The organism is Psychrobacter sp. I-STPA10, assembly GCF_021012795.1.
GTDB lineage: Bacteria > Pseudomonadota > Gammaproteobacteria > Pseudomonadales > Moraxellaceae > Psychrobacter.
Map to the genome: position 1 here is coordinate 61,060 of NZ_VFYU01000016.1, position 25,916 is coordinate 86,975.

The following is a 25,916-nucleotide window of genomic DNA, read 5'->3' on the forward strand; positions in this document are numbered from 1 at the left end:
ATAATAACTGTAGGTAATGATATGAGCCAGTCCACAACAACAAAATCTTCTCAACCACCATTAAAAGACCCATCAAAAGACCCATCAAAAGACCCATCAAAAGACCCTTCAAAGCCTTCTGTAAAACCACCATCAAAGCCATCTGCAAAAGCCCCTTCACATTGGCAAATCATTGAGCCAGTCAAGTCAGGAATTTATGTGGCGATGGCATTTGCGGTACTTGGGGTGGCGTGTTCGTTGGGGGCAATGCTGGCGTTGGCATTTTTGTTTCGCTCGTCCTTTGCTGGTTCTGGTGCTGATTTTGGGATTGGTTCGGCGGACGCTGTGGTGCAGTGGCATTGGTTTTGGTGGGCAGTTGGCTTTGTGGTGCTGGGGTTTTTGTTTCGGGGCTTGGCGTTTAAGCGGTCGCATTTATCAGCGTTTCGGTTAGAGGTGGTGCTACGTGAGCAGTTAAGTGAGCATTTGGCTCGCTTGCCGTTGGGTACGCTAAGTATGCAGGGGACGTCTGCATTGTCTAAGGTGTTGCAAGATGATGTGAAGGATTTGCACGCTTTTGTGGCGGATAGTACGCCGTTATATGCTCGGGCGTATGCATCGCCATTGTTGGCGTTTGCGTTGATGTTATGGATAGATTGGCGGTTGGCTTTGGTGGCGTTGGCGGTGCTGGTGGTGGGCATGGTTGGGCTGTCGCTGGTGATGAGCCAGTCGGTCGATATTCAAAAGCAATATAATTCGGCTCGTGAGCAGGTGGTGCAGGCGGTGGTTGAGTTTGTGCAGGCGATGCCTGTGGTACGTACGTTTGATGGCGGGCAAGCCTCGTTTGGGCGTTATGAGCAGGCGTTAAGCCATTATTTGCAGATTTTGATGACGTGGTGGAAACGCTCGGGGACGGCATCTCGGTTGTCGATGATTGTGTTGCACCCGTTGCCAACGTTGGTGGCGATATTATGGGCTGGGCTGTATTGGTGGTGGCATGGGCAGTTGGCGTTTGATACGTGGCTGGCGATTTTGCTATTGGGAACGGGTATGGCTGAGGCAATTATGCCGTATATGGCGTTGTATCATTTGATTGAGCAAGCGAAGGTGGGGATTGCTCGGATTGTTGAGGTGCAAAATTTGGCAGAGTTGCCGATTTGTTGCAATCCACAAACGCCACAAGATGGCTCGGTGGTGTTTGAGCAGGTAAGTTTTTGTTATGAAAATCGGCAAAAAAATGCGTTAAATGATGTCAGTTTTAGGGTGCCTAGTGGCAGTTTTACGGCGTTGGTGGGTGGCTCTGGGGCAGGTAAAAGTACGGTGGCTCGTTTGATTCCACGTTTTTGGGACGTGGATAGTGGTGCGGTAAAGGTAGGCGGGGTTGATGTGCGTGAGATTGCCCCTGAGGTGTTGATGCAACAGGTGGCGTTTGTGTTTCAGGATAATTTTTTGTTTTCAGGCAGTATTTTGGACAATATCCGTTTGGGTTTGCCTGATAAGTCGCTTGATGAGGTGATACAGGCGTCAAAGTTGGCTCAAGCCGATGAGTTTATTCAGGCGTTGCCACAAGGTTATGACACGCTGGTCGGGGAACGTGGGGCGAGTTTGTCAGGGGGACAACGGCAACGTATCACCATTGCAAGGGCGATTTTGCAAGACCGTCCGATATTGGTGCTTGATGAGGCAACGGCGTTTGCTGATGCTGAAAATGAGGCACTGCTGATGCAGGCATTGCACAATTTAATGCAGGGTAAAACGGTGCTGATGATTGCTCACCGTTTGGCAAGTGTGCAGGACGCTGACCAAATTTTGGTGTTTGATAAGGGCAATTTGGTTGAGGCAGGCACGCCACAGCAACTTTTGGCACAAGATGGGGCGTATGCGGATTTATGGCAGGCATATCAACAAGCCCAACATTGGCAGATTGGTGAGCCTTGTTAAACTTCTGATTTAATTGGGGTTTGAACGCTATTCTTTTTGATAACTCTGCAAATTTAATATAAGGACAATCATCATGTCTTATTCTCAAAATCTAAAAAATAACCATACGCAAGCCAATACAACAACGCCCAAAACTTTACCGTCCTCACAAACAAATATTGGTCAGTTATGGCATATCATCATGCAATCGGCAGGCGAGCAAGCTCCGATATTAAAACGCTGTATTGCTATTAGTGTTTTAACGGCAGTATTACGAGGTATGGCGTTTACTTGTTTTATTCCGCTATTTTTGGCGGTGGCAAGTCGTGATGGTGGGCAGTTGCTATTGTGGGCAGGGGTGATGTCAGTACTCATCGTGCTATCGAGTATCAGTGATTGGTTTAGCCGAGATTATGATTATAAAGGTCATGCCGCTCTTGCCAGCGATACACTGCGTCGGCAGTTGGGGCAGCATTTACGCCGTATTCCATTGCAAAAGCTGTATGCCAAACGCTCAGGCGAGCTGACTGCCACCATTGCAGGCAATGTTGATGATGTCATTCAATATACGATGATATTAGCACTTATGTTGATTGCGGCGGTGGTGACACCGATTGTGGTGGGGTTATTGACTATCGCCTACGATTGGCGATTGGGCGTGGCAATTTTGTTGTTATTCCCCAGTGTTTTGCCGATTTATTTTTATGTATTGCCTCGTTTGACTGCCAATAAACAAAAGCTTTTGGGGGTGTTAAGTGAGCTAAGTGCCGAAACGGTGGAATATTTGCAAGGCTTGCCTGTATTAAAAGCCACTGGTAGCTTGCAAGACAAAGCCTCTCGCTATATGCAAACGGTTAAACGTATCGAGCAAGAGCAAATCACTGCGATGAAAGATGAAACCTTACCCAATCTGGCATTAACCTCTGCGGTAGAACTGGGGGTGATGTTGATTGTGGCACTGGGGCTTTGGTTGGTGAGTCAAGGCGATATACAGCTTATGTTGATGGCAGGGCTTTTGGTGGCGGTGGTTCGTTTTGCTGAGCCATTATCAACCTTTATTAGCATGATGAGTGTCTTTGAGATGGTACGCTCAGGTTATGCCCGTTTGCAAGCGTTACTTGCCATTGAGCCATTGCCCCAACGTCAGCCAATACAAACGCCTGATAACTTTAATGTGCATTTTGAGCAGGTAAGTTTTGCTTATGAAAATAGCGATAATCCTATTCAGCCCATTCAAGTTAGTCAAGCTAGTCAAACTAACCAAAACGCTCCTGTTTTAAATCAACTTAGTCTAGATATTCCTGCCAATGCCATGACGGCGTTGGTCGGTGCGTCAGGTTGTGGTAAGACCACTCTTATCCGTTTGCTAATGCGATATGCTGACCCCCAACAAGGCAGCGTCAGTATTGGTGGGGTTGATATCCGCAATATTGAGCCTGAACAGCTAAATCATCTGATGGCGGTGGTGTTTCAAGATGTCTATCTGTTTGATGATACCATCATTGCCAATATTCGTATGGGTAGGCAAAATGCCAGTGATGAGGAAGTGATAATGGCTGCCAAATCCGCCCAATGTCATGATTTTATTGAGCAGTTGCCTGATGGCTATCAAACCCGAGTCGGTGATATTGGTAATAATTTGTCAGGGGGAGAAAAACAACGGCTATCCATCGCCCGAGCGTTGCTAAAAGATGCCCCGATTATTATCTTAGATGAACCCACCGCTGCTTTAGATACGCATAGCGAACGAGCAGTGCAAAAAGCCATTGATGTGTTGGTACAAAATAAAACGGTGATTGTTATTGCTCATCGTCTATCAACCATTGTTGGGGCAAAAAATATCGTGGTGCTGGATAATGGCACGGTGGCAGAGCAAGGCACTCACCAACAGTTATTGGCAAAACAAGGGATTTATGCGAAATTGTGGGGGTTGCAGGGGCAGTGATGGGATTGTAAAAATAGGTTGGAGTTGGTGGATTAGCAGTTATTATTGAGCAATATATTTATGGTCTATCATATTGCTCTAAACTGGCTAATTTTGACACATAACTGTCAGGTAGTTTTGAGCATAGATAGTCCATATCTTTTGCCTCTTTGACATTGATATTACAGTTAGGAACACTTGGCTTGCTTTGTGGGTTTTCAGCAAATACCCCCCACTCACTGCCATATTGAAATAACTCAAAAAGAAATTCAGTTAATAAACTCACTAACAAATTATCATTATATTCTTTTGCCTTTTTAATCTGTATAAAAATCAAATCAAAAATAGAAGTCAATTCTGTTGTATCAACTTTATTTAAGTGCTGTCGCATAAATGCTGGGTATATATAGACAGGTGTACTACCATATAAATGAACAATTACCCACAATCCATAATTAACCAATTTGTAAATATCATTGTCTATATCGCAAAAATAATCTAAGTAATAATTTGCTATTTCAAAGTCTACTGGAAAATCTTCACTGTCATCATATTCTTTAATAAAAGACATAGAGCTAATGTTATCATTTTTTATTTGCTCTTTATCATAGCCAACAATATTTTCTGGCTCAATCCAGCCATGTGTTTTTGCCACTTGATCCACATATTCTATAATGTCGTTTATATGTATAGTGTTTTGTTTTTGCATGATATATGCTCACTAATATTGTTTATTGCTATCATGCTAATTATAGTATAATTTAACTATGGCTTACTATTCATTTTATTGGGTTAGATAATGATATTAAGAATTTTTATAAATGACTATCAACAAAGTGGTGGTGGCTTACCAGAACCTTTTACCTATTTACCCCAGATGATTTTAGATAAGTTTTCGGATAACAATATTCATTTTACTTATGATGAAATTGAAATTAATTTAATAAAAACTTTGCATAACTATCAAGTTAACACAACAAACAACAACAATAAAAGCAATAAAAATATAAATGAAAAATATCTACAGTTTTACCAAAAACTACCGATTTATTATCGTGGCAAAAATATGATTAGGGTATCTTTGTGCCTAACTGATGAAGAATTTACCTTAGATAGCTTATTTCAAGACATCAGCAATGCATTTAACTTTATTATCAGCAAAAAAAATACAAAAGATACCTACGACCCTACATCAATATTATCTAGCATTGATGAATTAAAACAACAATTAGCAAATAGTAATTTATTAAAAACTCATCAATATTATCAACAAAAAATAAAACAACAAGCCATTGATAAGCGTATCCAAGAAAGAGAGATAAGAAAACAACTATCTTCTAAAGACAATTTAGATAATAAAATATTAATAAAAAATCTATCAAATAAACCATATAAAAAACCCAAACTTATTTATGATTTACGGTTTTATTACCGTTTTTATGATATAGGAAAGCTGTATTTTACACCTTATGATCATAGGCTGTGTGATAAAATTTTAGAAAAATTAAGGCAACGAAAGTTTTGTTTGCCCAGTTATACGCATATCTATATCATGGTGTCTGATAATATTGATAATGCGTTATACCATGCGGTGCGAGGGGCAGATTGGTTTGTTTATGGTATTGCCATATTTAAAGAGTATGCCGACTATCCGCAAAAGTCTGAACAAGAGAAAAAGAAAATTGTATTTAATCTAATTAAGCAAGGTCTAATAGATGTGGCAGAAATTGATAATTTAGATAAAGATATATTATATGAAGTTTTAGATGAGGTTGAAACAAATATGCTTTATGATGGCACAAGAAAATAATTTAAAAATAAGTGACTTGAAATAAGTTGCTTAAAATAACTTGCTTAAAAAAGGAAGGCTTTATGGATTATATAGAAAATATCAAAAAACTGTATCATTTATTTGATAATAGTTTAATTAATAATAACAACAATGATAACGGCTTTAGCCAAGATGACATGATAACATTAGAGCATAAACTCGGTGTTATCTTACCCAAAGAATTTAAACGCTATTATCAAACTTTAGGAAAAAACCAAGCCATTAACCAATCATATAACTGTCTAGCCAATCCTTGTGAAGATATTGAATTATCCGCTGATGGTTATTTGATATTTTATCGTGAGAATCAATGGGTGGTGTTATGGGGCATTAAAAAAGCAGATTTAAATCAAGATAATCCTGCAGTGTGGGGCAACTTTGGCTCAAATGAAGAGACTGCAAGCGAAGAATCTAACTGGTATATAGAAAATACGCAGTTAGATAAGTTCTTTTTAACCATGGCGATATATAACGGTGTCAGTGGCGGACTAACATATCATGGACATTATTTTGCAGACGATGACAACCCAATTTCCCCAGATATAGTGGCATTGATAGAAAAGCATTGGCAAAAAATCGCAGATATTAGCGATGATAAACAAGCCTATTATAGCAATGCATTTAATGATGTGATTAGCCTAATATTTAATGACAACGGGCAAGCCACCGCTTTATTTATTGGTACAAATGACCAAGCGATATTTGATGATATGCTAGATAAAATTGCAGTAGATTGGAATTATTTATCCTATGAGGATATGGACGAAGATTGGGAGGATTTTGATAATGAGTGATGACATTAAAGATTCTTTAAATAAATTGGGTTATACACCACTATGGTTTGAATATAATATTTTAACCATTAATCAATTAAATCAACAAAGCATCACGTTTGATAAAAGTGATGATAAAAATAGCGAGCATTATCGTTATCAAACTTTATTAAGTTATTTAAAAGATAAGGGGAAATTAACAGATAAAGAATTGGATAATTTTTTAACAATAACTTTTGCTGATAATGATAAATTTATGGCAGGGGCGGCAACTGCAGATATATTTAAGTGTATTGATTTGACTGATAGCCAGTTTCAAATGCTGTGTGAAAAAATCGGCTATTTTGGTGAATGGACACAAAAGCTAGTGGCAAATCAAAAGAAGTTTAGAGGTATAGAGTGATTGTCATAACATTCACATGATGCACACATGACATTCACAGGATACTCATAAGAGCAATTTCAGCCCTCATCATAACCCACAAACCACATCTCAAAGTTGTGTAAAAACCCAAATTTAGGCATAATGGTCGTTTAATAAAAATTCTTACTAACTTCTTAGTTATAATTTATTGGGACAACAAGTTTATGATGCGTAGCGAATACCGAGACGAATACTGTGGTGCAGTGACCGAAGCACTTTTAGAACAAACCATCACCATCACTGGCTGGGTACATCGTCGCCGTGACCATGGTGGGGTGATTTTCCTTGATATGCGTGACCGTGAAGGCTTGCTACAAGTGGTGGTCGATCCTGACACACCCGAAGCCTTCGCTACTGCTGATGCGGCTCGCCCTGAATACGTACTAAAAATTACAGGACGTGTACGTAAGCGTTATGAAGGTACCGAAAACCCAAATATGACCAGTGGTCAAGTAGAGCTATTGGGTAAAGAAATCGAAGTATTAGCAAAATCAGAAACACCGCCATTCCCACTCAATGATGAAACCACCACTGTCTCTGAAGACTTGCGTCTTAAGTATCGCTACTTAGACATGCGTCGCCCACAAATGCAAGAACGTATGGTGTTCCGTGCTAAAGCCACTTCAACCATTCGTCGTTATTTAGATGACCATGGATTTTTGGACGTAGAAACCCCTATCTTGACTCGTGCCACCCCAGAAGGTGCGCGTGATTATCTTGTGCCTTCTCGTACTCGTCAAGGTAACTTCTTTGCCCTACCCCAGTCACCACAGCTATTTAAACAGCTATTGATGGTATCTGGATTTGACCGTTATTATCAAATCGCTAAATGCTTCCGTGATGAAGATTTACGTGCTGACCGTCAGCCAGAATTTACCCAAGTAGATATCGAAACTTCGTTTTTGTCTGATCAAGAAATCATGGACATTAATGAAGGCATGATTCAGCATTTATTTAAGACCATGCTGGATGTAGATTTAGGCGAATTTCCACGTATGACATACGCCGAGGCAATGCGTGACTATGCTTCTGATAAACCAGATTTGCGTATTCCGTTAAAACTTGTTGACGTTGCCGACCTAATGCAGTCAGTAGATTTTAAAGTATTTGCAGGCCCTGCCAATGACCCCAAAGGTCGTGTTGCTGCCTTACGTGTGCCAAACGGTGGCTCGCTCACTCGCAAGCAAATTGATGAATACACTAAATTTGTCGGTATTTATGGTGCACGTGGCTTGGCTTATATTAAAGTCAACGACATTAGCAACATCAATAATGGCGTAGATAAAGAATCAGGTCTACAATCGCCTATCATTAAAAATATGACTGATGATGTGTTGGTTAGCTTAATTGAGCGTACTCAAGCACAAAATGGCGATATCATCTTCTTTGGTGCAGATAAAGCCCGAGTAGTTAATGATGCTATGGGTGCTTTGCGTGTTAAAGTGGGTCATGACATGCAAATGGCAACTTGTGAATGGGCACCCCTATGGGTGGTTGACTTCCCAATGTTTGAAGAGACCGATGATGGCAAATGGACATCGATGCACCACCCATTTACCAAACCAAAAGGCTCAGTTCAAGAGTTAAAAGACAACCCAGAGTCTGCCTTATCTATCGCTTATGACATGGTACTCAATGGTACTGAGATTGGTGGTGGTAGTTTGCGTATTAACACCGTCGAGATGCAATCAGCGGTATTTGATGCCTTAGGTATCTCCGAGCAAGAAGCACAAGAGAAATTCAGCTTCCTATTAGATGCACTTAAATTTGGTGCACCACCACATGGTGGACTTGCCTTTGGTCTTGACCGTCTAATCATGCTGATGGTTGGTGCAAGCTCTATCCGTGATGTGATTGCCTTCCCGAAAACCAAAACGGCTGACTGTCCATTAACCGAAGCACCTGCCGAAGTGGATAGTAAGCAGTTGCGTGATTTGGGTATTCGTCTGCGTGAAAAAGCGCAAGCAGATAAAGGCTCGAATGCTTCTTAATTTCTAGCCCTTTTTTATCTTATGAATATGTATTCACTGATTAAATACGTGCCATTGTCTGTTTTACGGGCAGTGGCACGCTTCGTTGCGCTTATCCTCGCTAAGCAGCCAAAACAAGGGCTGATGCGTACTATTGAGATGAACTTAATGCTCATCGACCCTAAGCTAGACAGCAAGCTACGACGCCAACTGGCTTATAACATACTCAATAATCAACTACTAAGCAGTGTCGAATCAGCAAAATCTTGGGCAATGCCGCCACAGTGGTCAATCGACCAAATCCATACCGTACACAATTTGCCTATCTTAGAAGCAGGGCTGCGTGATCCTAATGGTATGCTTGCCATTGTTCCGCATCTAGGAACGTGGGAGATGATGAATGCTTGGCTGAACCAGTTTGGTAAGCCCACCATCATGTATAAACCCACATCCGGTAAGATGAATGAATTTATGCTTGCAGGGCGTCAACGCCTTAACGCGACCTTAGTACCGACAGACAGCTCAGGAGTCAAAGCCATATTCAAAACCCTAAAACAAGGGGGTTTTAGTATTTTATTACCTGACCATGTACCTGAGCAAAAAGGTGGGGTTATTGTTCCCTTTTTTGGGCTACCTACCCTCACAGGTACTTTAGCTTCCAAACTTGCAAGTAAAACTAAATGCTCTATGATAGGTCTTGCCTGTATTCGCCGTGATGATGGAGCAGGCTTTGATATTCACTGCTATAATTTTCTAAATGAGATTAAGAATAAAGATAAAAGCAAACATGATCTTTATAGTCGTGATGTAAAAACTGCAACAGCGACATTAAATTTAGCAATAGAAAAAATGATTCTGCCATTTATGAGTCATTATATGTGGGGATATCGCCGTTTTAAATTTATTCCCTTTACTGACAACCCATATCAACTAACCTTTAGTGAAGTACAAACAGCTCGTCTGAAACTATTAGAAACCAATGCTGATATGATAATATCTCTATCAAACTACCTATCGCCCTATGGCAACAAATACTAAATAACATTGATATATGTTATCTATGTATTCGTATACCAATAATTGCGCAAAGGAAATACCATGACCACCAGCTCAGCTCAAAACGATAAACAACGTTATGTGTTATGTATGAAGTGGGGAACAAAATATGGGGCTGAGTATGTTAACCGTCTTTATAATATGGTCAAACGCCACTTAACTTTAGACTTTACCATGGTGTGTTTAACTGATGATACGACAGGTATCAATCCTGATATCAAGTGCCATCCTATTCCTGAGCTCAACCTTCCCAATAATCTACCCGAACGAGGCTGGAAAAAGCTCACTACCTTTAAGCCTGAGCTTTATGACTTAAAAGGCATGGCATTATTTTTGGATATTGATATTGTCATTGTCGATAATATTGATTGTTTTTTTACTTACCAAGCACAGCATGACGACAGCGTAGTGATTATTCGTGATTGGAAAAAACCATGGCGGATGGTAGGTAATAGCTCTGTTTACCGCTTTAAAGTAGGACAAAACACCTACCCGAATCTACTTAGCAACTTTGAGCAAAATTTTAATAGCATCCGTCAGCAAGTCCGCCACGAGCAAGCTTATCTATCCAATTATCTACGGGAGCATCATCATCTAGAATATTGGGATAGCTCATGGTGTGTCAGCTTTAAATACCACTGCATCCAACCATTTCCACTAAGCTTTATTAAGCCCCCTAGCCTACCTGCTAATGCAAAAATTGTGATTTTTCATGGTGAAATTAATCCACCCGATGCGATTGCAGGTGGTGGTGGAAAGTGGTATCGCCATGTGAAAGCAAGCCCGTGGTTAAAACAGTATTGGCAGTAATTGTTATTTTTATAAAAAAATTTGTAAACTTAAAACTAACTGCCATGTCGCCAATTTAAAAACCAAAGCTTAATGGCTCTGGCAGTCATGCCTTGATAACGCATTTCTTTTAATAAAGGATATATGGATTGTGGAAACTGCTGTTTTTGTTGTTGCAACTTTTGATTAACATCAATCATTATTTCAGCAGATACGGACTGCTTATTTTTTTGCAAATTTTTCTTGAGTCTAAAATAATACATATAGGCTTTATAAAGTAGATAAGTATGACTTTTGTCATCTTTTACTTGATCAGCACAAAACTCTGCTTGCTCCAAATAACCCTGCACTACGGCAACCTGCTTTGCATTTAATTGTTTGGTGATTGAGTTTTCATGAATACGATAACGAATTAAACTTTGATTTAAATAATAGTAACTTTCACAATGATATAACCAGATAGGCGTATAAGCAATATCTTCATACGCCACTATATCAAACTCTACCAAGCTTAATACCTTATTTCGTTTAAATACTTTATTCCAAAAATAGTGTTTATCATCTAAAATTGCCAAACGATACCATGATTTTTTATCTTGTATTATTGTCAGTTCATCTTTGTTTGGTAGGTTTAACTGTTCATGGTATTTTGTGGTATTACTGTCATGATAAAATACTTCATAATTAAATAATAAAACATCAGGTTGTTTATCTTTTAAAATAGATAAAATTTGATTCATGGCATCACCATCAATCTCATCATCAGGATCAATATACCAGATATACTCTGCTTGCGTTTGTGCTAACAAAACAGCACGACTTTTGGTTAGCCCCAGATTTGTACTATTTTCTATAATTTTGACTTGTATATTGTCACTTTCATTTTTGCTTTTATTGTCTAAAATCCACTGATCAACTAACTGGCGACTTTTATCAGGTGACTTATCATCTAAAAAAATAAACTCAATATCATTGAACCAATCCTTATCTGATAAATTTTCCAAATTTTTCTTGATATTATTCAAAAAACTGGGTATATATTCCTCAACACCATACATAGGTACTAAAACACTTAATATCATATATCCACTCCAAGGTGCTTTTTAATGATATTAATCACTTTATTTTTATTGCGTTTTAATGTCCTATTTCTAAATAATCCAATATTATTTAAACTCTCTTGATAATATCTATCAAAAATAGTATTGAAGTTTTGGTAAGCATATTGCATTAGTTCAATATTATTATCTAATTTATTTTTATTTTCATCAAACTCTCTAATCAAACCAACATACCGATTATATGATTTATACAGTAGGTAGAAGTATAATTCTTGTTTATCACCATTAATATGCTGTCGATATTTATCAACTTGATAGATAAAAGCATTTAGATAATCATCAATATAACTAAAGCTTAAGCTATTCACAATAGAGCCTTCCCTTACTCTATAAATAATAACTTCTTTATTAATATAACTATAAGTGTTTATGCTATAACAAATATCTGATATAAAATAAATATCCTCAAATTTTAAACCTGCCTTAAATTCACACTGCTCTATCAATGACTTTTTATAAATCTTATTCCAAGCATAATAAACATTACTTTTTACAATATTTTTTAAAAAACTATCCTGTTGGTTGGTGTGTATATTTTTTTTAGCCCCCAAAAATCCTTTTTTATGGTAATTTTTACCCAGCTTTTCATCATATACTATATAATCAAATAGATATATATCAGCATCCAAATTTTTATATTGTAAAAACTCTTGAATCGCACCAGAGTTAACAACATCATCAGAGTCAACAAACCAAATATACTCTCCACAAGCCTGTTTTAATAACTCATTCCTAGTTACAGATAACCCGCCATTTTTAGGAGCATGTAAAATGGTGACATTCTCGAGTCCTTGATACTGCTGTAAAATCTCAGCACTGTTATCTGTTGAAGCATCATTCATCAAGATAAGTTCAGTTTGTTCTGTTAATTGTGGCAATATACTATCTATACACTCGTTAAGATATAAAGAGACATTGTAAACTGGCACTAAGATACTGAGCTGTTTTTTGGTTGGTTTGTTTTGGGCGGGCATTGCAGTGGTTATCCTATTTTAATCATTCAAAAGATTTCACTTATTTTTGCAATATGCTGGCAATTTGACGGTATTTTCTCACAAAAAAATTAAACGGTTGGAATACCCAGCGCTTAGCATCTATAACCATATAGTTCTTGCTAAAGTTTAGTGTATGCATTCCATCAGGATAACGATTAGATTGTGAGTATAGTTGCGTTAAGGTGGATTCTTGCCAATGTTGCGTATGGGTATCCAATGTCAGTTGCTTTAACAATAAAGACTTACCATATTCTGTGGCATTTTCTTGGCAAGGCAAATAAAAATCGCTAGAGCGCATTTGTTGGTTGGTTTTAGGTAAATTAAATGTACCACCACCTAAGCGCTGATGAGCATCTGTAATTTGTATTTGAAAATTAGCTTCTGTTAATGGCTGCCAATGATCTGTCAGTTCATCAGCATAATATATTATACGATTGTTAGTTTTATGCTCAGAACCAATTAAATAATATCGACCATCATGTTTGATTAAAATATTATCAACATACTTTTTATCACTAATGGGGTTGGCTATCTGTTGCCAGTGTTTTGGGAAGTCAGTGGCTTGAAATAAACAAACTTCATTATTCTCATGACTCTCTGGCATCATATAATACTGTCCATCTTCTTGCCAAATAAAAGGGAAAGATAAGTGGCAATTCAACTGGTTAATATCATCAATAGCAAAGTCTTCTATTTCACGATATGTATTATTGTGTTTATTTAATATACGACAACGAATATGCCCTTTTGTCCACCAATGATTTAATGCTTCATAAAATATATATAAGATGTCATCGTTTTCAACGATAAAGGGATCGGCTTGAAAGTGGTATTTTTTATCTAACCAATAGATATGATTATCTTGACATAAATTAGCGATATCATCCAAACAAGCAATGTCTTTCTTGTCTGTTTGAATAATGCCAATATTCCATTCTTCATGATAATAGTATTTTTTTAATGAGCTCATTTTCATTACTTCAGTGGTTTATTGTCATTGCTATGCAGATTAGTTTTTATTAGATATATCTTTAATCAATTGATAATAATTTTTTGCCATTATGGTTTTATCATAATGATTAAAGGCTTTTTGCTGAGCTTTTATTGCCATTACTTGATATACTTCAATATAAGTCAATATTTGCTGTAATATATTTGCTAATGCGTTGGCATCATTAATATCAAATAAAAACCCATCTTGCCCATCAATAATTAACTCTCGAACCCCTACCACATCACTACCAACGACAATACAACCTGCACTCATGGCTTCAATGACTGACAGGCTTAGCCCCTCATGATAGCTTGCCATGACAAATATTTTATGCTCTGCTAAAAGCTGTGCTACTTGATCACTATGCCCCAAGAATTTTACTTGTTGGGTTAGTTCCATATCAGCTACTTGCTGTTTAGCTGTTGCCATGTGCCGCCCACCAGTACCAACAAGGTTAAGCATGGGTGTTAGTCCTTGCTGTTTAAGTAGGCTTAATGCTTTGAATAATACGCCATGATTTTTGCCCTTGGCAAATCGAGCCACCATGGTAATGTCATGTGGTCGCTGTGCTAATGGCTGGCTGGCATATTCACTATATTTTTGGCAATCAATACCATTGCAAATGGTTTGGATATTGGTGTTTTTTAGAGACTGAGATTTTAATACCTCTGTTACACCTTGTGAGACACCAATAATGGCATCCGTATGCTGACTCAAAAATTGGGATTGCCATAATCGCCAAGTGGTGTAACGCTCTTTTGAGGCATGCTCAACTTGGATAAGATGAGGAACACCTGCTAAGTAACCAGCCCAACGCCCAATTAAGTGCTCAGGAAAACCATGCGCAATTAAAACATCAGGTTGCCACTGTTGACAGATTCTTTTTAATTGGTAAATACTGGATAAATGGCTATGGGCAGAAATCAGTTGATAGTCTATGTTTTGCTCATTTAGATAAGCCAGCTTACTCTCTGTGTTCTTTTTTTTACGCAAAACCAATAATGAGTGAATATCCTCATAATTTTGCATGCTTTGGATTAGGTCAATCACCATGTGAGTAACGCCTGAAAAACCACCCGTTGCAAAATGCAGAACTTTGATTTTTGCTATCGTCATAACAAACAAACCTAATTATTTTTCTTTATTCTCAATTTCATTCATTAGAAAATATCTTAAAAAACAACGTATTCTACGCTAGTTTGACAAAATCTCTAAGTAAAATTACCAAACTATTTTTATCATATCCAACCAATCCCCCGTAGCAAAGCAACCCCCACTGCCATACCAAGCATTGAGAACACAGTAGTAAATGCCAAAATATTGGCAGCAAGCACATCATTACCACCAAGAGCTTTTGCCATCACGTAACTGGCGGCGGCTGTTGGTGATGCCACCATCAAAAACAGCACCCCAAAATGTACTGCTTGCAAGCCAAACAGCAAACCCACTATCACCGCCAATACAGGGGCTATAAAAATACGCCCAATACTTGCCTGCATTGAGAGCCCCGATAGATGTAACATGGATTTTATATCAATACTTGCACCTGCACATACCAAAGCCAAGGGCAGCGCAACAGCCGCTAGTAAATCACCTGTTTTATGAATCACACCAGTTAAGGCTGGCAGTGGTAATATCTTATAAATAAATGCGGCTATCAAAGCAATAATCAAAGGATTACTCATCACTTTTTTAGCAACCAATTTCATTCTACTACCAATCAGTGCGTTGGCATTGATGGTATTTTTTTGTATTTTAGTTTGTACTGTAGCATGAGTACTGCAATCAATATCTGCTTTTGTATCCGCTTCATCTCGAGTTAAGGTAATCACTGCCAAGATATTAAAAACAATGGTAATCACCCCCATATAGACAGCGCCAATACTCAAGCCCTCTTGTCCATAAGCATTAGCAACGGTGGCTAAGCCAATAATCGCCATATTACTGCGAAAGACACCTTGTACAAAAACCCCTTGATCACGACTGGCAGCAATAAAACGGCGTGCATACATTTCTGCGCCAAAAAATAATAACAAGGTCACCAGTAAACCTGCCAATATCAATGGAATTTGTGCCCCATAATCCACCTGACTGTCCACCACACTAAAAAATAACAGACAAGGCAGGCAATAATTAAAGACAAAATACGACCCTTGATCGATAAAGATGGGGCTAATTTCACCACGTTTACGCATAAAAAAACCCAACCCCATCAAAATGAGGTTGGGTAGAATAATGGATATCGCAAATATAATGGCATCTAATGTATCTAAGCTACTCATGCTTAAAACCTATTTATTAATTTAATGCACCTTATATTTATGACCATTATACTTATGACTGCTTACTGCGTCATCACCGCTGCTTGTGCCTTACGATGTTTTTTGAGCATCATACCAAGTAGCTGAATGGCAGCAGGCGTCACACCACTAATACGACTTGCTTGCGCCAAAGTAGCAGGACGTACTTGCTGCAATTTTTGCACAATCTCATTTGATAACCCTGATACAGCGGAATAATCAAAATCTACTGGCAGAGGTGTACTCTCAAGGCGTTTCATCTGATCAATATCTTCTTGCTGACGCTCAATATAGCCAGCATATTTTACCGAGATTTCAATCTGCTCACCTACCTGCGTATCAACATCTGAATCAGTAATTGCTGCAATATCAGCAAAGCCTATCTGTGGACGCTTAAGTAAATCATAGGCAGTAGACTCTTTAGATAATACCTCGTTGGTCTGTTCTGCTAGTTTTTGACCCAGCTCATTGGTTGGTGTTGCCCACAATGCTTGTAAACGTGCCGATTCGCTGGCAATGGACTCCATTTTATTTTCAAAGGCATGCCAACGCACATCATCAACCAAGCCAAGCTTGCGCCCAATTGGCGTCAAACGCTGATCAGCATTATCTTCACGTAACAGCAAGCGATACTCAGCACGGCTGGTAAACATTCGATACGGCTCTTTGGTACCATGAGTAATTAAATCATCAACCAACACGCCCAAATAAGCCTGATCTCGCCGTGGCGTCCATGTATCCATTACAGGGTTATCTTGAGTAGATAAGGCAGCATTAACCCCTGCAAGTAGCCCTTGTACCCCCGCCTCTTCATAGCCAGTGGTGCCATTAATTTGTCCAGCAAAATACAAACACTCGATGGACTTAGTCTCTAGTGTCGGCTTAAGACTTTGTGGATCAAAATAATCATATTCAATGGCATAACCTGGGCGAGTAATATGTGCTTGCTCCAAACCCTTCATAGTACGGATAAACTCTAGCTGCACATCAAATGGCAGGCTGGTGGAGATACCATTAGGATACAGCTCATGTGTGGTTAAGCCTTCAGGCTCAATAAAGATTTGATGGCTGTCTTTATCAGCAAAACGATGAATTTTATCCTCAATAGAGGGACAGTAACGAGGCCCTACCCCTTCAATTTTGCCAGAAAACAAAGGCGAACGGTCTAAATGCTGACGGATAATATCATGCGTTTTTGCATTGGTATGAGTGATATAACAGTCCACCTGCCGAGGATGCATATCAACATGACCCATAAAGCTCATAATCGGCAGTGGCGTATCACCCGGCTGCGGCGTCATCACGCTAAAATCAACGGTTTTGGCATCAATGCGAGCAGGTGTACCCGTTTTCAAACGACCCACAGGCAGTTTTAGCTCACGCAGACGTTCAGCCAATTTGATTGAAGGTTGATCGCCTGCACGCCCACCTTTGGCATTTTGCAACCCAATATGAATCACTCCACCCAAAAACGTACCTGAGGTCAGCACCACTGAGCGGGTACGAAACACAATCCCTGTAGCAGTTACCACAGCACAAGCTTTACCATTTTCGACCAAAATATCATCCGCACCTTGTTGGAATAAATCCAAGTTAGGCTGATTTTCTAGCGTATGGCGAATGGAAGCTTTGTATAAGATACGATCTGCCTGCGCGCGAGTAGCACGTACGGCTGCCCCTTTGCGGCTATTGAGCACTCGAAACTGAATACCTGCCTTATCGGTTGCCAATGCCATCGCACCGCCTAATGCATCAATTTCTCGCACCAAATGTGACTTACCAATACCACCAATGGCAGGATTACAACTCATCTGCCCCAGTGTTTCGATATTATGGGTTAATAATAACGTCTGCGCCCCCATACGAGCTGCTGCCAAAGCCGCTTCTGTGCCTGCATGACCACCACCAATAACAACAACATCATATTGTTTAGGATAGGTCATGTGATTTGTTTGCTGCTTAGCTTGTGACTGTAATTGTGGTTGCGGCTGCATTGTATTTACCATCACTGTCTCACTTGTATGCGATCAAAAATAGGTCTAAAATTTGTCGATTATAACAAAAAATGTACGCGTTAACTTTTAAATATGCTGATAAAATTTACAGCCAACAACCATAATTATCATTTTAAACCTAAAGATAAGTGTTTATTATGTCTTGATCTGTATTTGATGATTGCAACATTTATTCACTTTGTTAACCAATTTTTTTCTATTAACCCTAAACATGCTAATAAGAGTACATAATATGACTAAGACAACCAAGCTTGCTGTTTTTAACCAGCCTTATCAAACTGCCAATACTAAAATCAACGCTAACCATACATCACAAAAAAATGCCTCTGACAAAATTAAAATGTTAGCGTTCACCGTGTTAAGTACTGGTATGTTAACAGTAGCAGGGTGTCAACAATTGCCTAACTCAGCGTCTGCCACAAATCCAGCTACAAATGTCATACCAACATCGCAAAAGACTCAAATAACAGATGACAATAACCGTCATGAATATCAGCTTGATAATGGACTCAAGGTGATCATCAAAGAAGACCACCGTGCACCTGTGGTCATGAGCCAAATTTGGTATAAAGTAGGTGCAACTGATGAGCCTGAAGATGAAGGTGGCATCTCACATTTGCTTGAACACATGATGTTTAAAGGCACTGACACCGTCTCAGGTGATGATTTTAATCGTTTGGTTGCGAAGTTTGGTGGTAGTAATAATGCCTTTACCAGTTATAATTATACTGGCTATTATGAGATGTTCCCTGCCAATCGATTGGGATTAGCACTTGAGCTAGAAGCGGATCGTATGCAAAATCTGCGTTTTAATCCTGATGAATTTGCTAAAGAACACCAAGTGGTGATGGAAGAACGCCGCCAACGTACCGATGACAATCCCATTGCCCGCTCTTTTGAGAAATTTAATCTGTTAGCCATGCCAGATAGCCCCAAAGGGGAATCTGTGATCGGCCCGATGCATGAGATTGAATCACTAAAACTTGAACGCCTAAAACAATGGTACAAAACTTGGTATGCACCCAACAACGCCACTATCGTCATTGTTGGCGATGTCGATCCCAAACAAGCACTGGCACAAGTCAAACACTATTTTGGCAGTATTGCTCCCAGTAAGCTACCCACTCGTCCATCAGTACAACAATCAGCATTTCGAGGCTATCAGCACACCACCATTAAAGAAGCAGTCAATGTACCTGTCATCTTAATGGCATATAACGTACCTAGCTTAACCAGCACCGCTACCACTGCTATCAATAACCCTGATACAAATAAGCCACTCAGTACAGAAGATACCGCTTATGCCCTAGCACTACTACAAGATATTTTAGATGGTGGACTGTCTGCACGTTTTGAATCTAAACTGGTGCGTGAGCAAGGACTATTAGCCTCTATTGGTGCTTCTTATAACATTTTTGATCGTGGCGATGGGCTATTTTTAATTCAAGCCAGCCCGCGTGAAGGTGTGAGCTTAGAGCAAGCTCAAGCTGCCATATTAACAGAAATTGAACGCTTAAAAACTGCGCCTATTAGTGAGCATGAATTGGCACGTGCTCGTACCAGTATTGTGGCTGGATTGGTTTATGCCCAAGACAGTGTCAGTGGGCAAGCACAAATGATTGGTTCAATGCAATCCATTGGGCTAGATGATCGTCTTATTAATCAACTGCCTGATAAAATCTCTGCAATTACCCCAGAACAACTACAAGCTGTAGCAAAAAAATATCTGGTAAAAAATAATTTAACCGTGATGGACATCGTACCAGAAGGTAAAGATGAAGTTGAAGGTAAAGATGAAAGTAAAAACGAAACTAAATGAACGTCAACAAATAAACCCTGATGATTAAAAGAAGCCTTTAAGCTTCAAAGCGCAATAACATTGTATCAACCTAATAAATGACGCTCGTTATACCATTTCATATTCTAATTTTTATAAGGATTACCATGCGTACTCATAAAAAAACCAACATAACTTCTGCTACCACCTGCTCCATAACACTGACAAAATCTTACCATCATCATGCTTTAGCCGCTACATTAACTGCCATTGCTTTATCTGCTGCTACCACTGCCATTGCCATGCCTATTGAAGAGCGAGGATCTACACCTATTGATAGCAGTATGCCTATTGCAGCTTTAGATAAACTACAAAGCCTTAAAAATACGGAGCAACTAAACCCTACTTTTCCAAAAATACAACACTTTACCACTGATAATGGCGTGCCTGTCTCATTTGTACAAACCAATGAGCTGCCCATCGTTGACATTAGTCTCAAGTTCAATGCAGGCAGTGCCCGAGATACAGCAATACGTGATGATGGTTTTGGCATTGCCAATATGACAGCAACCATGCTGAGTCAAGGTACTGCCAAAATGGATGAAAATGCGTTTGCTGCTGCCACAGAACAGCTTGGTATTAACTTAGGTGCAGGTGCATATAAAGATATGTTTGCCATATCTCTGCGTAGCTTGTCTGATAGTGAACATCTTGATCCTGCCTTATCGCTGATGCAGGACATGCTAAAAACACCAAGATTTGACCGTGAAATTTTAGAGCGTAACAAAGCACAGCTTATGTTAGGATTACAACAGCAGCAACAAGATCCGGGTAGCATTGCAGGTAAAGCGTTTATGCAGGCATTATATCAAGATCATCCTTATGCTCACCCTACCTCAGGTACATTAGAGACAGTACCGAGTATAAGCCAAGCGGATTTACAACAATTTTGGCAGCAGTTTTTGGTTGCAAGCAATGCCAGTATTGCCATGACTGGCGATATGACACTAAAACAAGCACAGCAAGTAGCTAATCAGCTAACTGCCATACTACCTCAGGGTAAAAAAGCGGCAGCACTACCCACACCCACCCCACTGAGCGCAGCACAGCGTATTGACATTCCTTTTGATAGCAGCCAAACCACAGTAATCATTGGGCAAATTGGTGAGCAGCGTAGCGCAGACCCTAAAATACTGCAACAGCAAACCAACTTTAGTATTGGCAATGACATATTGGCTGGTGGTGATTTCAACGCACGCTTAATGACAGAAGTACGCAAAAAGCGTGGTTATACCTATGGTATTTATGGTCACATGACACCAATGCTAACAAAAGGCCCCTACACCATCAGCTTTTCTACCCGTAATGACAAAGCCGAAGATGCCATAGCAACCACCCTTGATACCATCAATCATACCCTTGATAAAGGGGTTACTCACTCTGAGGTTGCCCTGACCAAAGAAAATATGAAAAACAGCTTTCCAATGAGTTATGCCAGTAATGCAGGTATCAATGCGACCATTGGTATGATGAACTTTTATCAATTGCCAGACAGCTATCTATCTAATTATACTCAGCGTATTGATACCGCTAATACAGAGACCATCAATACCGCACTCAACACCACTTTAACCCCTGATGAGTTCTTGATTGTGACTGTGGGTAGTCCAACTAAGTCTGCTGCTGCACAAAAAGCAACACCTCAAAACTCTCAAAGCTCTACTGAGATAGACGGTAAAAGATAAAAGACAGCACTAAAAAATAGCAAGATAGAAAATAAAAAAAGAGCGGTTTACCCATACTAAACCGCTCTTTTTTAATATTTAGATATAGATTAAGTTTCAGAATTATCTTCTTGTCCCTCATCTTCTATGGTAATAATAATGTCATAGTTAATTGGTTTTTGCTGCATCTTTTCACTTTTTACCCGTATGATGTATTTATCTGCTTTTTCAACCAAATAACTGCCATTAGCAAAATTATGCTGAATGGGCTCCACGATATAACGCTTTAACGCTACCCCATTACTTAAAACATTGATACGATCATTCGGAAATGGGTAAATATAATAATCGCAATACTTATCTTTTAATAACTCGCCATGACGTGCTATCTTATTGCTATCCACACTTTTTACCAATAGTTTAGGACACATATCTTTAAAATTGGCTGCTTCTCTAGCATGCGTATTACTCAAACTCTCTTGTATCATACGTGCCTTTTGTACAGCATCTGCATTAATATGAGCTTGTGATACTGGTTGCACAGGTTGCGTCATGATCACTGTAGAGCGTAACTTAACGCTCTTATTACCTATCTCTTTATCCGTCTTACTACTAAAATTCACCCCATCAATATAATAAAACTGCTTATTTTTTTTACTTTCCTCTACAGTCGCAGAATCTTGAGCTTGGATGCTTTGTTTCTCCTCTTTGCAACCACTAATAACAACACCAACCAGTACTATTATTAAAAATATATTTATACGAATCACAGTTTTATTATCCAATATTTATTTATATTAAATTATTATATAAACACTTACTCATAGTATTATAAACTTAACCATTATTGATAGTCAAAGCGGCATGGTGAGCTGGCACTAGAGTGTGAACTGCCCCACTTTCGATACCCTTGCGTATCAATATGGATAGAGCCAGTAGAGTAAAGACCCAATCCAAACTCATAATACTGACCTTGATAACCCCAAAAATCACATAAATTATTTTGCATCTGATTAATCTGCCACTCATTACCCTCATACTCAGGCACCCAAATATCTATCGCTCCATTAGTCATGTGCTTACTACTGGCAGCCCCGCCTGCGCAATCATTCAAATCTGGAGAACGATAAACCGAGCGAATTTGGGTGGTCGGTGGCAAAATACCTTGTTGTCTTAATACCGCATATAAACGTAACGTATTAATCATATTAGGCCATAAATATTCTGGCGGTAGCTGATAAGGCTCATAGCCACATTGCGCCCAACTACGGGCAGTGGTCAATAATTGCTGCATCGGAGGCACATTATAGCTACCCAATTGTGCCGCCAAATACTCACGATAACGAGCAACCGAATTTCTACGCTCCACTGACGCATTCAGCCAACGATTAAAATCCATCTCATCAACTAATATTCCCGTACTGCCAGCATTAGGATATTGTGGACGTCTATTAATACGCCGTTGCTCTTCAATCACCAAATGCGCTTGTTGCTGTGCCAATACATCTTGCTCAAACGCGCGTTGTTTTAAATCGATCAGACTATTTAAATTGTCTTTTGTACCAAATTGAGTATAAGCACCCACATTGTTAGCATTATTATTAGGAATATTATTAGTATTGTTCACTGTGTTTTGATGACTGCTCTGGCTGCTACGTACTTGCTGCTCTTGCTGCAACACCACTTCTGCCACACTAGCAGACATGCCACCATAAGTGATACCAGATGAAATCAATAAACATAGGGGAAAACTGTAAAAGCGAGAAAATTTTGACATTATATTAGTAACCAAATTGGTGATTTATCTGACTTTTCATAGCAATGAACTTACCTAGAATAGCGCTCATATTTTGTGATACAAATATCTTAACCACATCTCCTGCATTCAGCAATGCAATAGTGTCTAAAAAATGCAAGCAGGTATTACACAATCATTGATTGATAATAATATTCACACCTTTTATGCTTCTGTGATGTTAAAAATACGCTTAGATACTATCAAATTTTATACATGCACGCTAAACTAACCACAAATTCAACACAAATCAACATAACCCAGCCTTAGTATTTATGTCATCTAATTCTTTAAAATCACAACAATATCGCTTTTCTCGTCATTCGCACCATTTTGGGCAAGATAACACACCTACCATTTGGGAACGTATTCATATAGATCCGTGGCTAACTTTATTGTTACTCACCGTCTGTTTTATGAGTCTCGCTATTTTATACAGTGCCTCTACCCAAGATATGTCTATGGTCATTCGCCAAGTTGTCAGTTATGGCATTGCCTTTACGGTGATGATTGCCATGGCACAAATACCACCACATATTTATAAACTGTTCACCCCATTTTTTTATGTGGCAGGATTAATTCTACTGGTTTTAGTAGATAGGATTGGTGAAGTACGTATGGGGGCTCAGCGTTGGATAGGTATTCCTGGCTTTGGTAGTGTGCAACCCTCAGAATTTATGAAGCTTGGTATGCCCATGATTTGTGCGTGGTTTTTATCCAAACGAGATCTTCCCCCCAATATTGTAAGCATTGTCGTAACGCTTATTATTATCGCATTGCCTGTATTACTCATTGCCAAAGAGCCTGATTTGGGCACTTCGCTATTGGTGGCTGCCAGTGGCATTTTTGTGTTATTTTTAGCTGGATTACCTTGGTGGTTAATTGGTTCAGCAATCATTATGATGATACCTATGGTTTGGGGAGCATGGCAATTTTTGATGCATGACTATCAAAAACAAAGGGTATTAACACTATTAAATCCTGAATCTGACACCCTGGGTACAGGATGGAACATCACTCAATCAAAAATAGCCATTGGATCAGGTGGGATATCAGGCAAAGGTTACTTAGAAGGTACTCAATCTCATCTACACTTTTTACCAGAAGGTCACACAGACTTTATCATTGCCGCTTTCTCTGAAGAGTTTGGTTTGATTGGGGTTTGTGTCTTATTATTTTTATATGCGTGTATATTAATGCGTTCACTTTATATTGCGCTTATCCACAAAGATACTTATGGACGACTTCTTGGTGGTGCTATTGCCATCTCATTTTTTGTCTATGTATTTGTTAATATTGGCATGGTAGGTGGTATTTTGCCCGTTGTTGGTGTCCCTCTCCCCCTCATCAGCTATGGCGGAACTGCCGTTATTACCCTATTGGCTGGTTTTGGATTGTTAATGTCTATCTATACCCATAATAATTAACAGCCAGATTAAATCTTAGTTATACCTCCTATTTATTAAATAAATATTTCCCTAAAGTTACCACAATGAAGACATTATTTGTATCAAGGTTGTAATCAAATTAAAGTTGATGTACCCTATATATTACTTAAAGTCAGAGTTTTGTATAAATTTTCCATAATTAGCAATTTAAAAATAAATATTGTTTATTTTTTGATAGTTATGATTTGATGGTTATTTAAGACCCAGACTAAAGCAAGTATACAACAAGGTATATAAGATATCATTTTGACTCTATAAGCTTAAACTTATAGCATTACTTAACTGTATCAAAGACTGTAAAAAAATAGACATATCACTAAGCTGAAAAAATGTGTTTTATTTAAATAATGATTTAGCAAATTTTAACATTGGCTTAGTAGATAATCTAAATTTTAATTAAGAGGTGCTTATGAAGAAGCAACGCTCCCGACTGTTTTTATTCTCAACCTGTATGATGGTAGGCTCAACTATTGCTGGTATTAGTACTGCGACGCAAGCCGCTGAATTGACCAGTCCCACCACTGATTTACTTTCTAGCTCAACATCAGCTCCCAATATCGATCGGGTACTTAGTGAGTTATCGCGCCAACATGACAATGCATCCAGCCTTGTTAAAGAGGCGCGCCAGCCTGTGTCATTAGCTGTACAAAGCCCCCTACTTGCCAAAGACACCTCAACCATCAGCAATGATGAAGATGTATTAGAGCGTTTGACAGCCGTCGCTTCTAATAGTGTGAGCAAATTTAAACAAACAGGATTAGCCTCTTGGTATGGTCGTAAGTTTCATGGTCGTAAAACAGCCAGTGGTGAAACCTTTAATATGAACGCCATGACTGCTGCACATCGCTCATTACCACTTAACTGCTATGTCAAAGTGACCAACAAATCTAACGGTAAAAGTGTGGTCGTGAAAGTCAATGATCGCGGGCCTTTCCATGGTAATCGTGTATTAGATTTATCTTATGGTGCAGCCAAACAAATTGGATTAGCACAAAGTGGTACTGGTAACGTCACTATTGAAAGAGTCAGTGGCCCTTAATTTGACTGTTTAATACTGCCATAAAATAACCATAAAAAAAGACCA

Annotated in this window: 21 protein-coding genes; 12 read left to right on the forward strand and 9 right to left on the reverse strand. The window is 39.0% G+C overall.

The window, feature by feature from the left end; genetic code table 11:
* Window positions 1-21: 21 nt before the first annotated feature.
* Window positions 22-1,917, forward strand: a complete 1,896-nt coding sequence (locus FHK89_RS08050; protein WP_230658911.1) for an ABC transporter ATP-binding protein — start codon at window positions 22-24, stop codon at window positions 1,915-1,917.
* Window positions 1,918-1,990: 73 nt separating this feature from the next.
* Window positions 1,991-3,841 carry an ABC transporter ATP-binding protein gene (locus tag FHK89_RS08055; RefSeq protein ID WP_230658913.1) on the forward strand — a complete coding sequence of 617 codons (1,851 nt, stop codon included), beginning with the start codon at window positions 1,991-1,993 and terminating at the stop codon, window positions 3,839-3,841.
* Window positions 3,842-3,899: 58 nt separating this feature from the next.
* Here the strand turns inward: FHK89_RS08055 and FHK89_RS08060 are convergent, their stop codons facing one another.
* Window positions 3,900-4,529, reverse strand: a complete 630-nt coding sequence (locus FHK89_RS08060) for a hypothetical protein (protein WP_230658915.1) — start codon at window positions 4,527-4,529, stop codon at window positions 3,900-3,902.
* Window positions 4,530-4,697: 168 nt separating this feature from the next.
* Between FHK89_RS08060 and FHK89_RS08065 the strand changes: the two genes are divergently transcribed.
* The 6 genes from FHK89_RS08065 (at window position 4,698) to FHK89_RS08090 (ending at window position 10,684) form a co-directional block, all read left to right on the forward strand.
* Window positions 4,698-5,630 (forward strand): hypothetical protein, encoded by a 933-nt coding sequence (locus FHK89_RS08065; protein ID WP_230658917.1) that lies wholly within the window; start codon window positions 4,698-4,700, stop codon window positions 5,628-5,630.
* 62 nt (window positions 5,631-5,692) lie between these two features.
* Entirely contained in the window at window positions 5,693-6,445 is a 753-nt protein-coding gene (locus FHK89_RS08070) for a hypothetical protein (protein WP_230658919.1), read from the forward strand.
* The gene (locus FHK89_RS08075; RefSeq protein ID WP_230658921.1) at window positions 6,438-6,827 is read left to right on the forward strand and encodes a hypothetical protein; all 390 of its coding nucleotides are present in this window, start codon (window positions 6,438-6,440) and stop codon (window positions 6,825-6,827) included. The genes FHK89_RS08070 and FHK89_RS08075 overlap by 8 nt, the downstream gene beginning before the upstream one ends.
* A gap of 185 nt (window positions 6,828-7,012) precedes the next feature.
* Window positions 7,013-8,839 (forward strand): aspartate--tRNA ligase, encoded by a 1,827-nt coding sequence (gene aspS / locus FHK89_RS08080; protein WP_230658923.1) that lies wholly within the window; start codon window positions 7,013-7,015, stop codon window positions 8,837-8,839.
* A 27-nt stretch (window positions 8,840-8,866) separates the two neighbouring features.
* A complete protein-coding gene (locus tag FHK89_RS08085; RefSeq protein ID WP_230659040.1) occupies window positions 8,867-9,856 on the forward strand; it encodes a lysophospholipid acyltransferase family protein in 990 nt (329 codons plus the stop codon).
* 60 nt (window positions 9,857-9,916) lie between these two features.
* On the forward strand, window positions 9,917-10,684 hold the full coding sequence (locus tag FHK89_RS08090; protein ID WP_230658925.1) for a glycosyltransferase: 768 nt from the start codon (window positions 9,917-9,919) through the stop codon (window positions 10,682-10,684).
* A 35-nt stretch (window positions 10,685-10,719) separates the two neighbouring features.
* On the opposite strand, the gene FHK89_RS08095 is transcribed toward FHK89_RS08090, so the two are convergent.
* The 6 genes from FHK89_RS08095 to mnmG all read right to left on the reverse strand — a co-directional run bounded on the left by FHK89_RS08095 (window position 10,720) and on the right by mnmG (window position 18,016).
* Window positions 10,720-11,745, reverse strand: coding sequence for a glycosyltransferase family 2 protein (locus tag FHK89_RS08095; RefSeq protein ID WP_230658927.1), 1,026 nt, complete (start codon window positions 11,743-11,745; stop codon window positions 10,720-10,722).
* Complete coding sequence (locus FHK89_RS08100; protein ID WP_230658929.1) at window positions 11,742-12,758, reverse strand: glycosyltransferase family 2 protein; 1,017 nt, start codon at window positions 12,756-12,758, stop codon at window positions 11,742-11,744. Before FHK89_RS08100 ends, FHK89_RS08095 begins: the two co-directional genes overlap by 4 nt.
* A gap of 40 nt (window positions 12,759-12,798) precedes the next feature.
* On the reverse strand, window positions 12,799-13,749 hold the full coding sequence (locus FHK89_RS08105) for a glucosamine inositolphosphorylceramide transferase family protein (RefSeq protein WP_230658931.1): 951 nt from the start codon (window positions 13,747-13,749) through the stop codon (window positions 12,799-12,801).
* A gap of 39 nt (window positions 13,750-13,788) precedes the next feature.
* Window positions 13,789-14,889 (reverse strand): glycosyltransferase family 4 protein, encoded by a 1,101-nt coding sequence (locus FHK89_RS08110; protein ID WP_230658933.1) that lies wholly within the window; start codon window positions 14,887-14,889, stop codon window positions 13,789-13,791.
* A 122-nt stretch (window positions 14,890-15,011) separates the two neighbouring features.
* Window positions 15,012-16,055 carry an AEC family transporter gene (locus tag FHK89_RS08115; protein ID WP_230658935.1) on the reverse strand — a complete coding sequence of 348 codons (1,044 nt, stop codon included), beginning with the start codon at window positions 16,053-16,055 and terminating at the stop codon, window positions 15,012-15,014.
* Between the two features lie 62 nt (window positions 16,056-16,117).
* Window positions 16,118-18,016 (reverse strand): tRNA uridine-5-carboxymethylaminomethyl(34) synthesis enzyme MnmG, encoded by a 1,899-nt coding sequence (gene mnmG / locus FHK89_RS08120; protein WP_230659042.1) that lies wholly within the window; start codon window positions 18,014-18,016, stop codon window positions 16,118-16,120.
* Window positions 18,017-18,428: 412 nt separating this feature from the next.
* Here mnmG and FHK89_RS08125 point away from each other — a divergent pair, with 412 nt between their 5' ends.
* Complete coding sequence (locus FHK89_RS08125) at window positions 18,429-19,907, forward strand: M16 family metallopeptidase (protein ID WP_442966572.1); 1,479 nt, start codon at window positions 18,429-18,431, stop codon at window positions 19,905-19,907.
* Window positions 19,908-20,032: 125 nt separating this feature from the next.
* On the forward strand, window positions 20,033-21,610 hold the full coding sequence (locus FHK89_RS08130) for a M16 family metallopeptidase (protein ID WP_230658939.1): 1,578 nt from the start codon (window positions 20,033-20,035) through the stop codon (window positions 21,608-21,610).
* Between the two features lie 89 nt (window positions 21,611-21,699).
* Here FHK89_RS08130 and FHK89_RS08135 read toward each other — a convergent pair whose 3' ends face one another.
* Complete coding sequence (locus tag FHK89_RS08135; RefSeq protein ID WP_230658941.1) at window positions 21,700-22,359, reverse strand: hypothetical protein; 660 nt, start codon at window positions 22,357-22,359, stop codon at window positions 21,700-21,702.
* A gap of 74 nt (window positions 22,360-22,433) precedes the next feature.
* Window positions 22,434-23,366, reverse strand: coding sequence for a D-Ala-D-Ala carboxypeptidase family metallohydrolase (locus FHK89_RS08140; protein WP_230658943.1), 933 nt, complete (start codon window positions 23,364-23,366; stop codon window positions 22,434-22,436).
* A gap of 293 nt (window positions 23,367-23,659) precedes the next feature.
* On the opposite strand from FHK89_RS08140, the gene rodA reads away from it, so the two are divergent.
* Window positions 23,660-24,811, forward strand: a complete 1,152-nt coding sequence (rodA, locus tag FHK89_RS08145; RefSeq protein ID WP_230658944.1) for a rod shape-determining protein RodA — start codon at window positions 23,660-23,662, stop codon at window positions 24,809-24,811.
* 430 nt (window positions 24,812-25,241) lie between these two features.
* Window positions 25,242-25,871, forward strand: a complete 630-nt coding sequence (locus tag FHK89_RS08150; RefSeq protein ID WP_230658946.1) for a septal ring lytic transglycosylase RlpA family protein — start codon at window positions 25,242-25,244, stop codon at window positions 25,869-25,871.
* Window positions 25,872-25,916 lie beyond the last annotated feature (45 nt).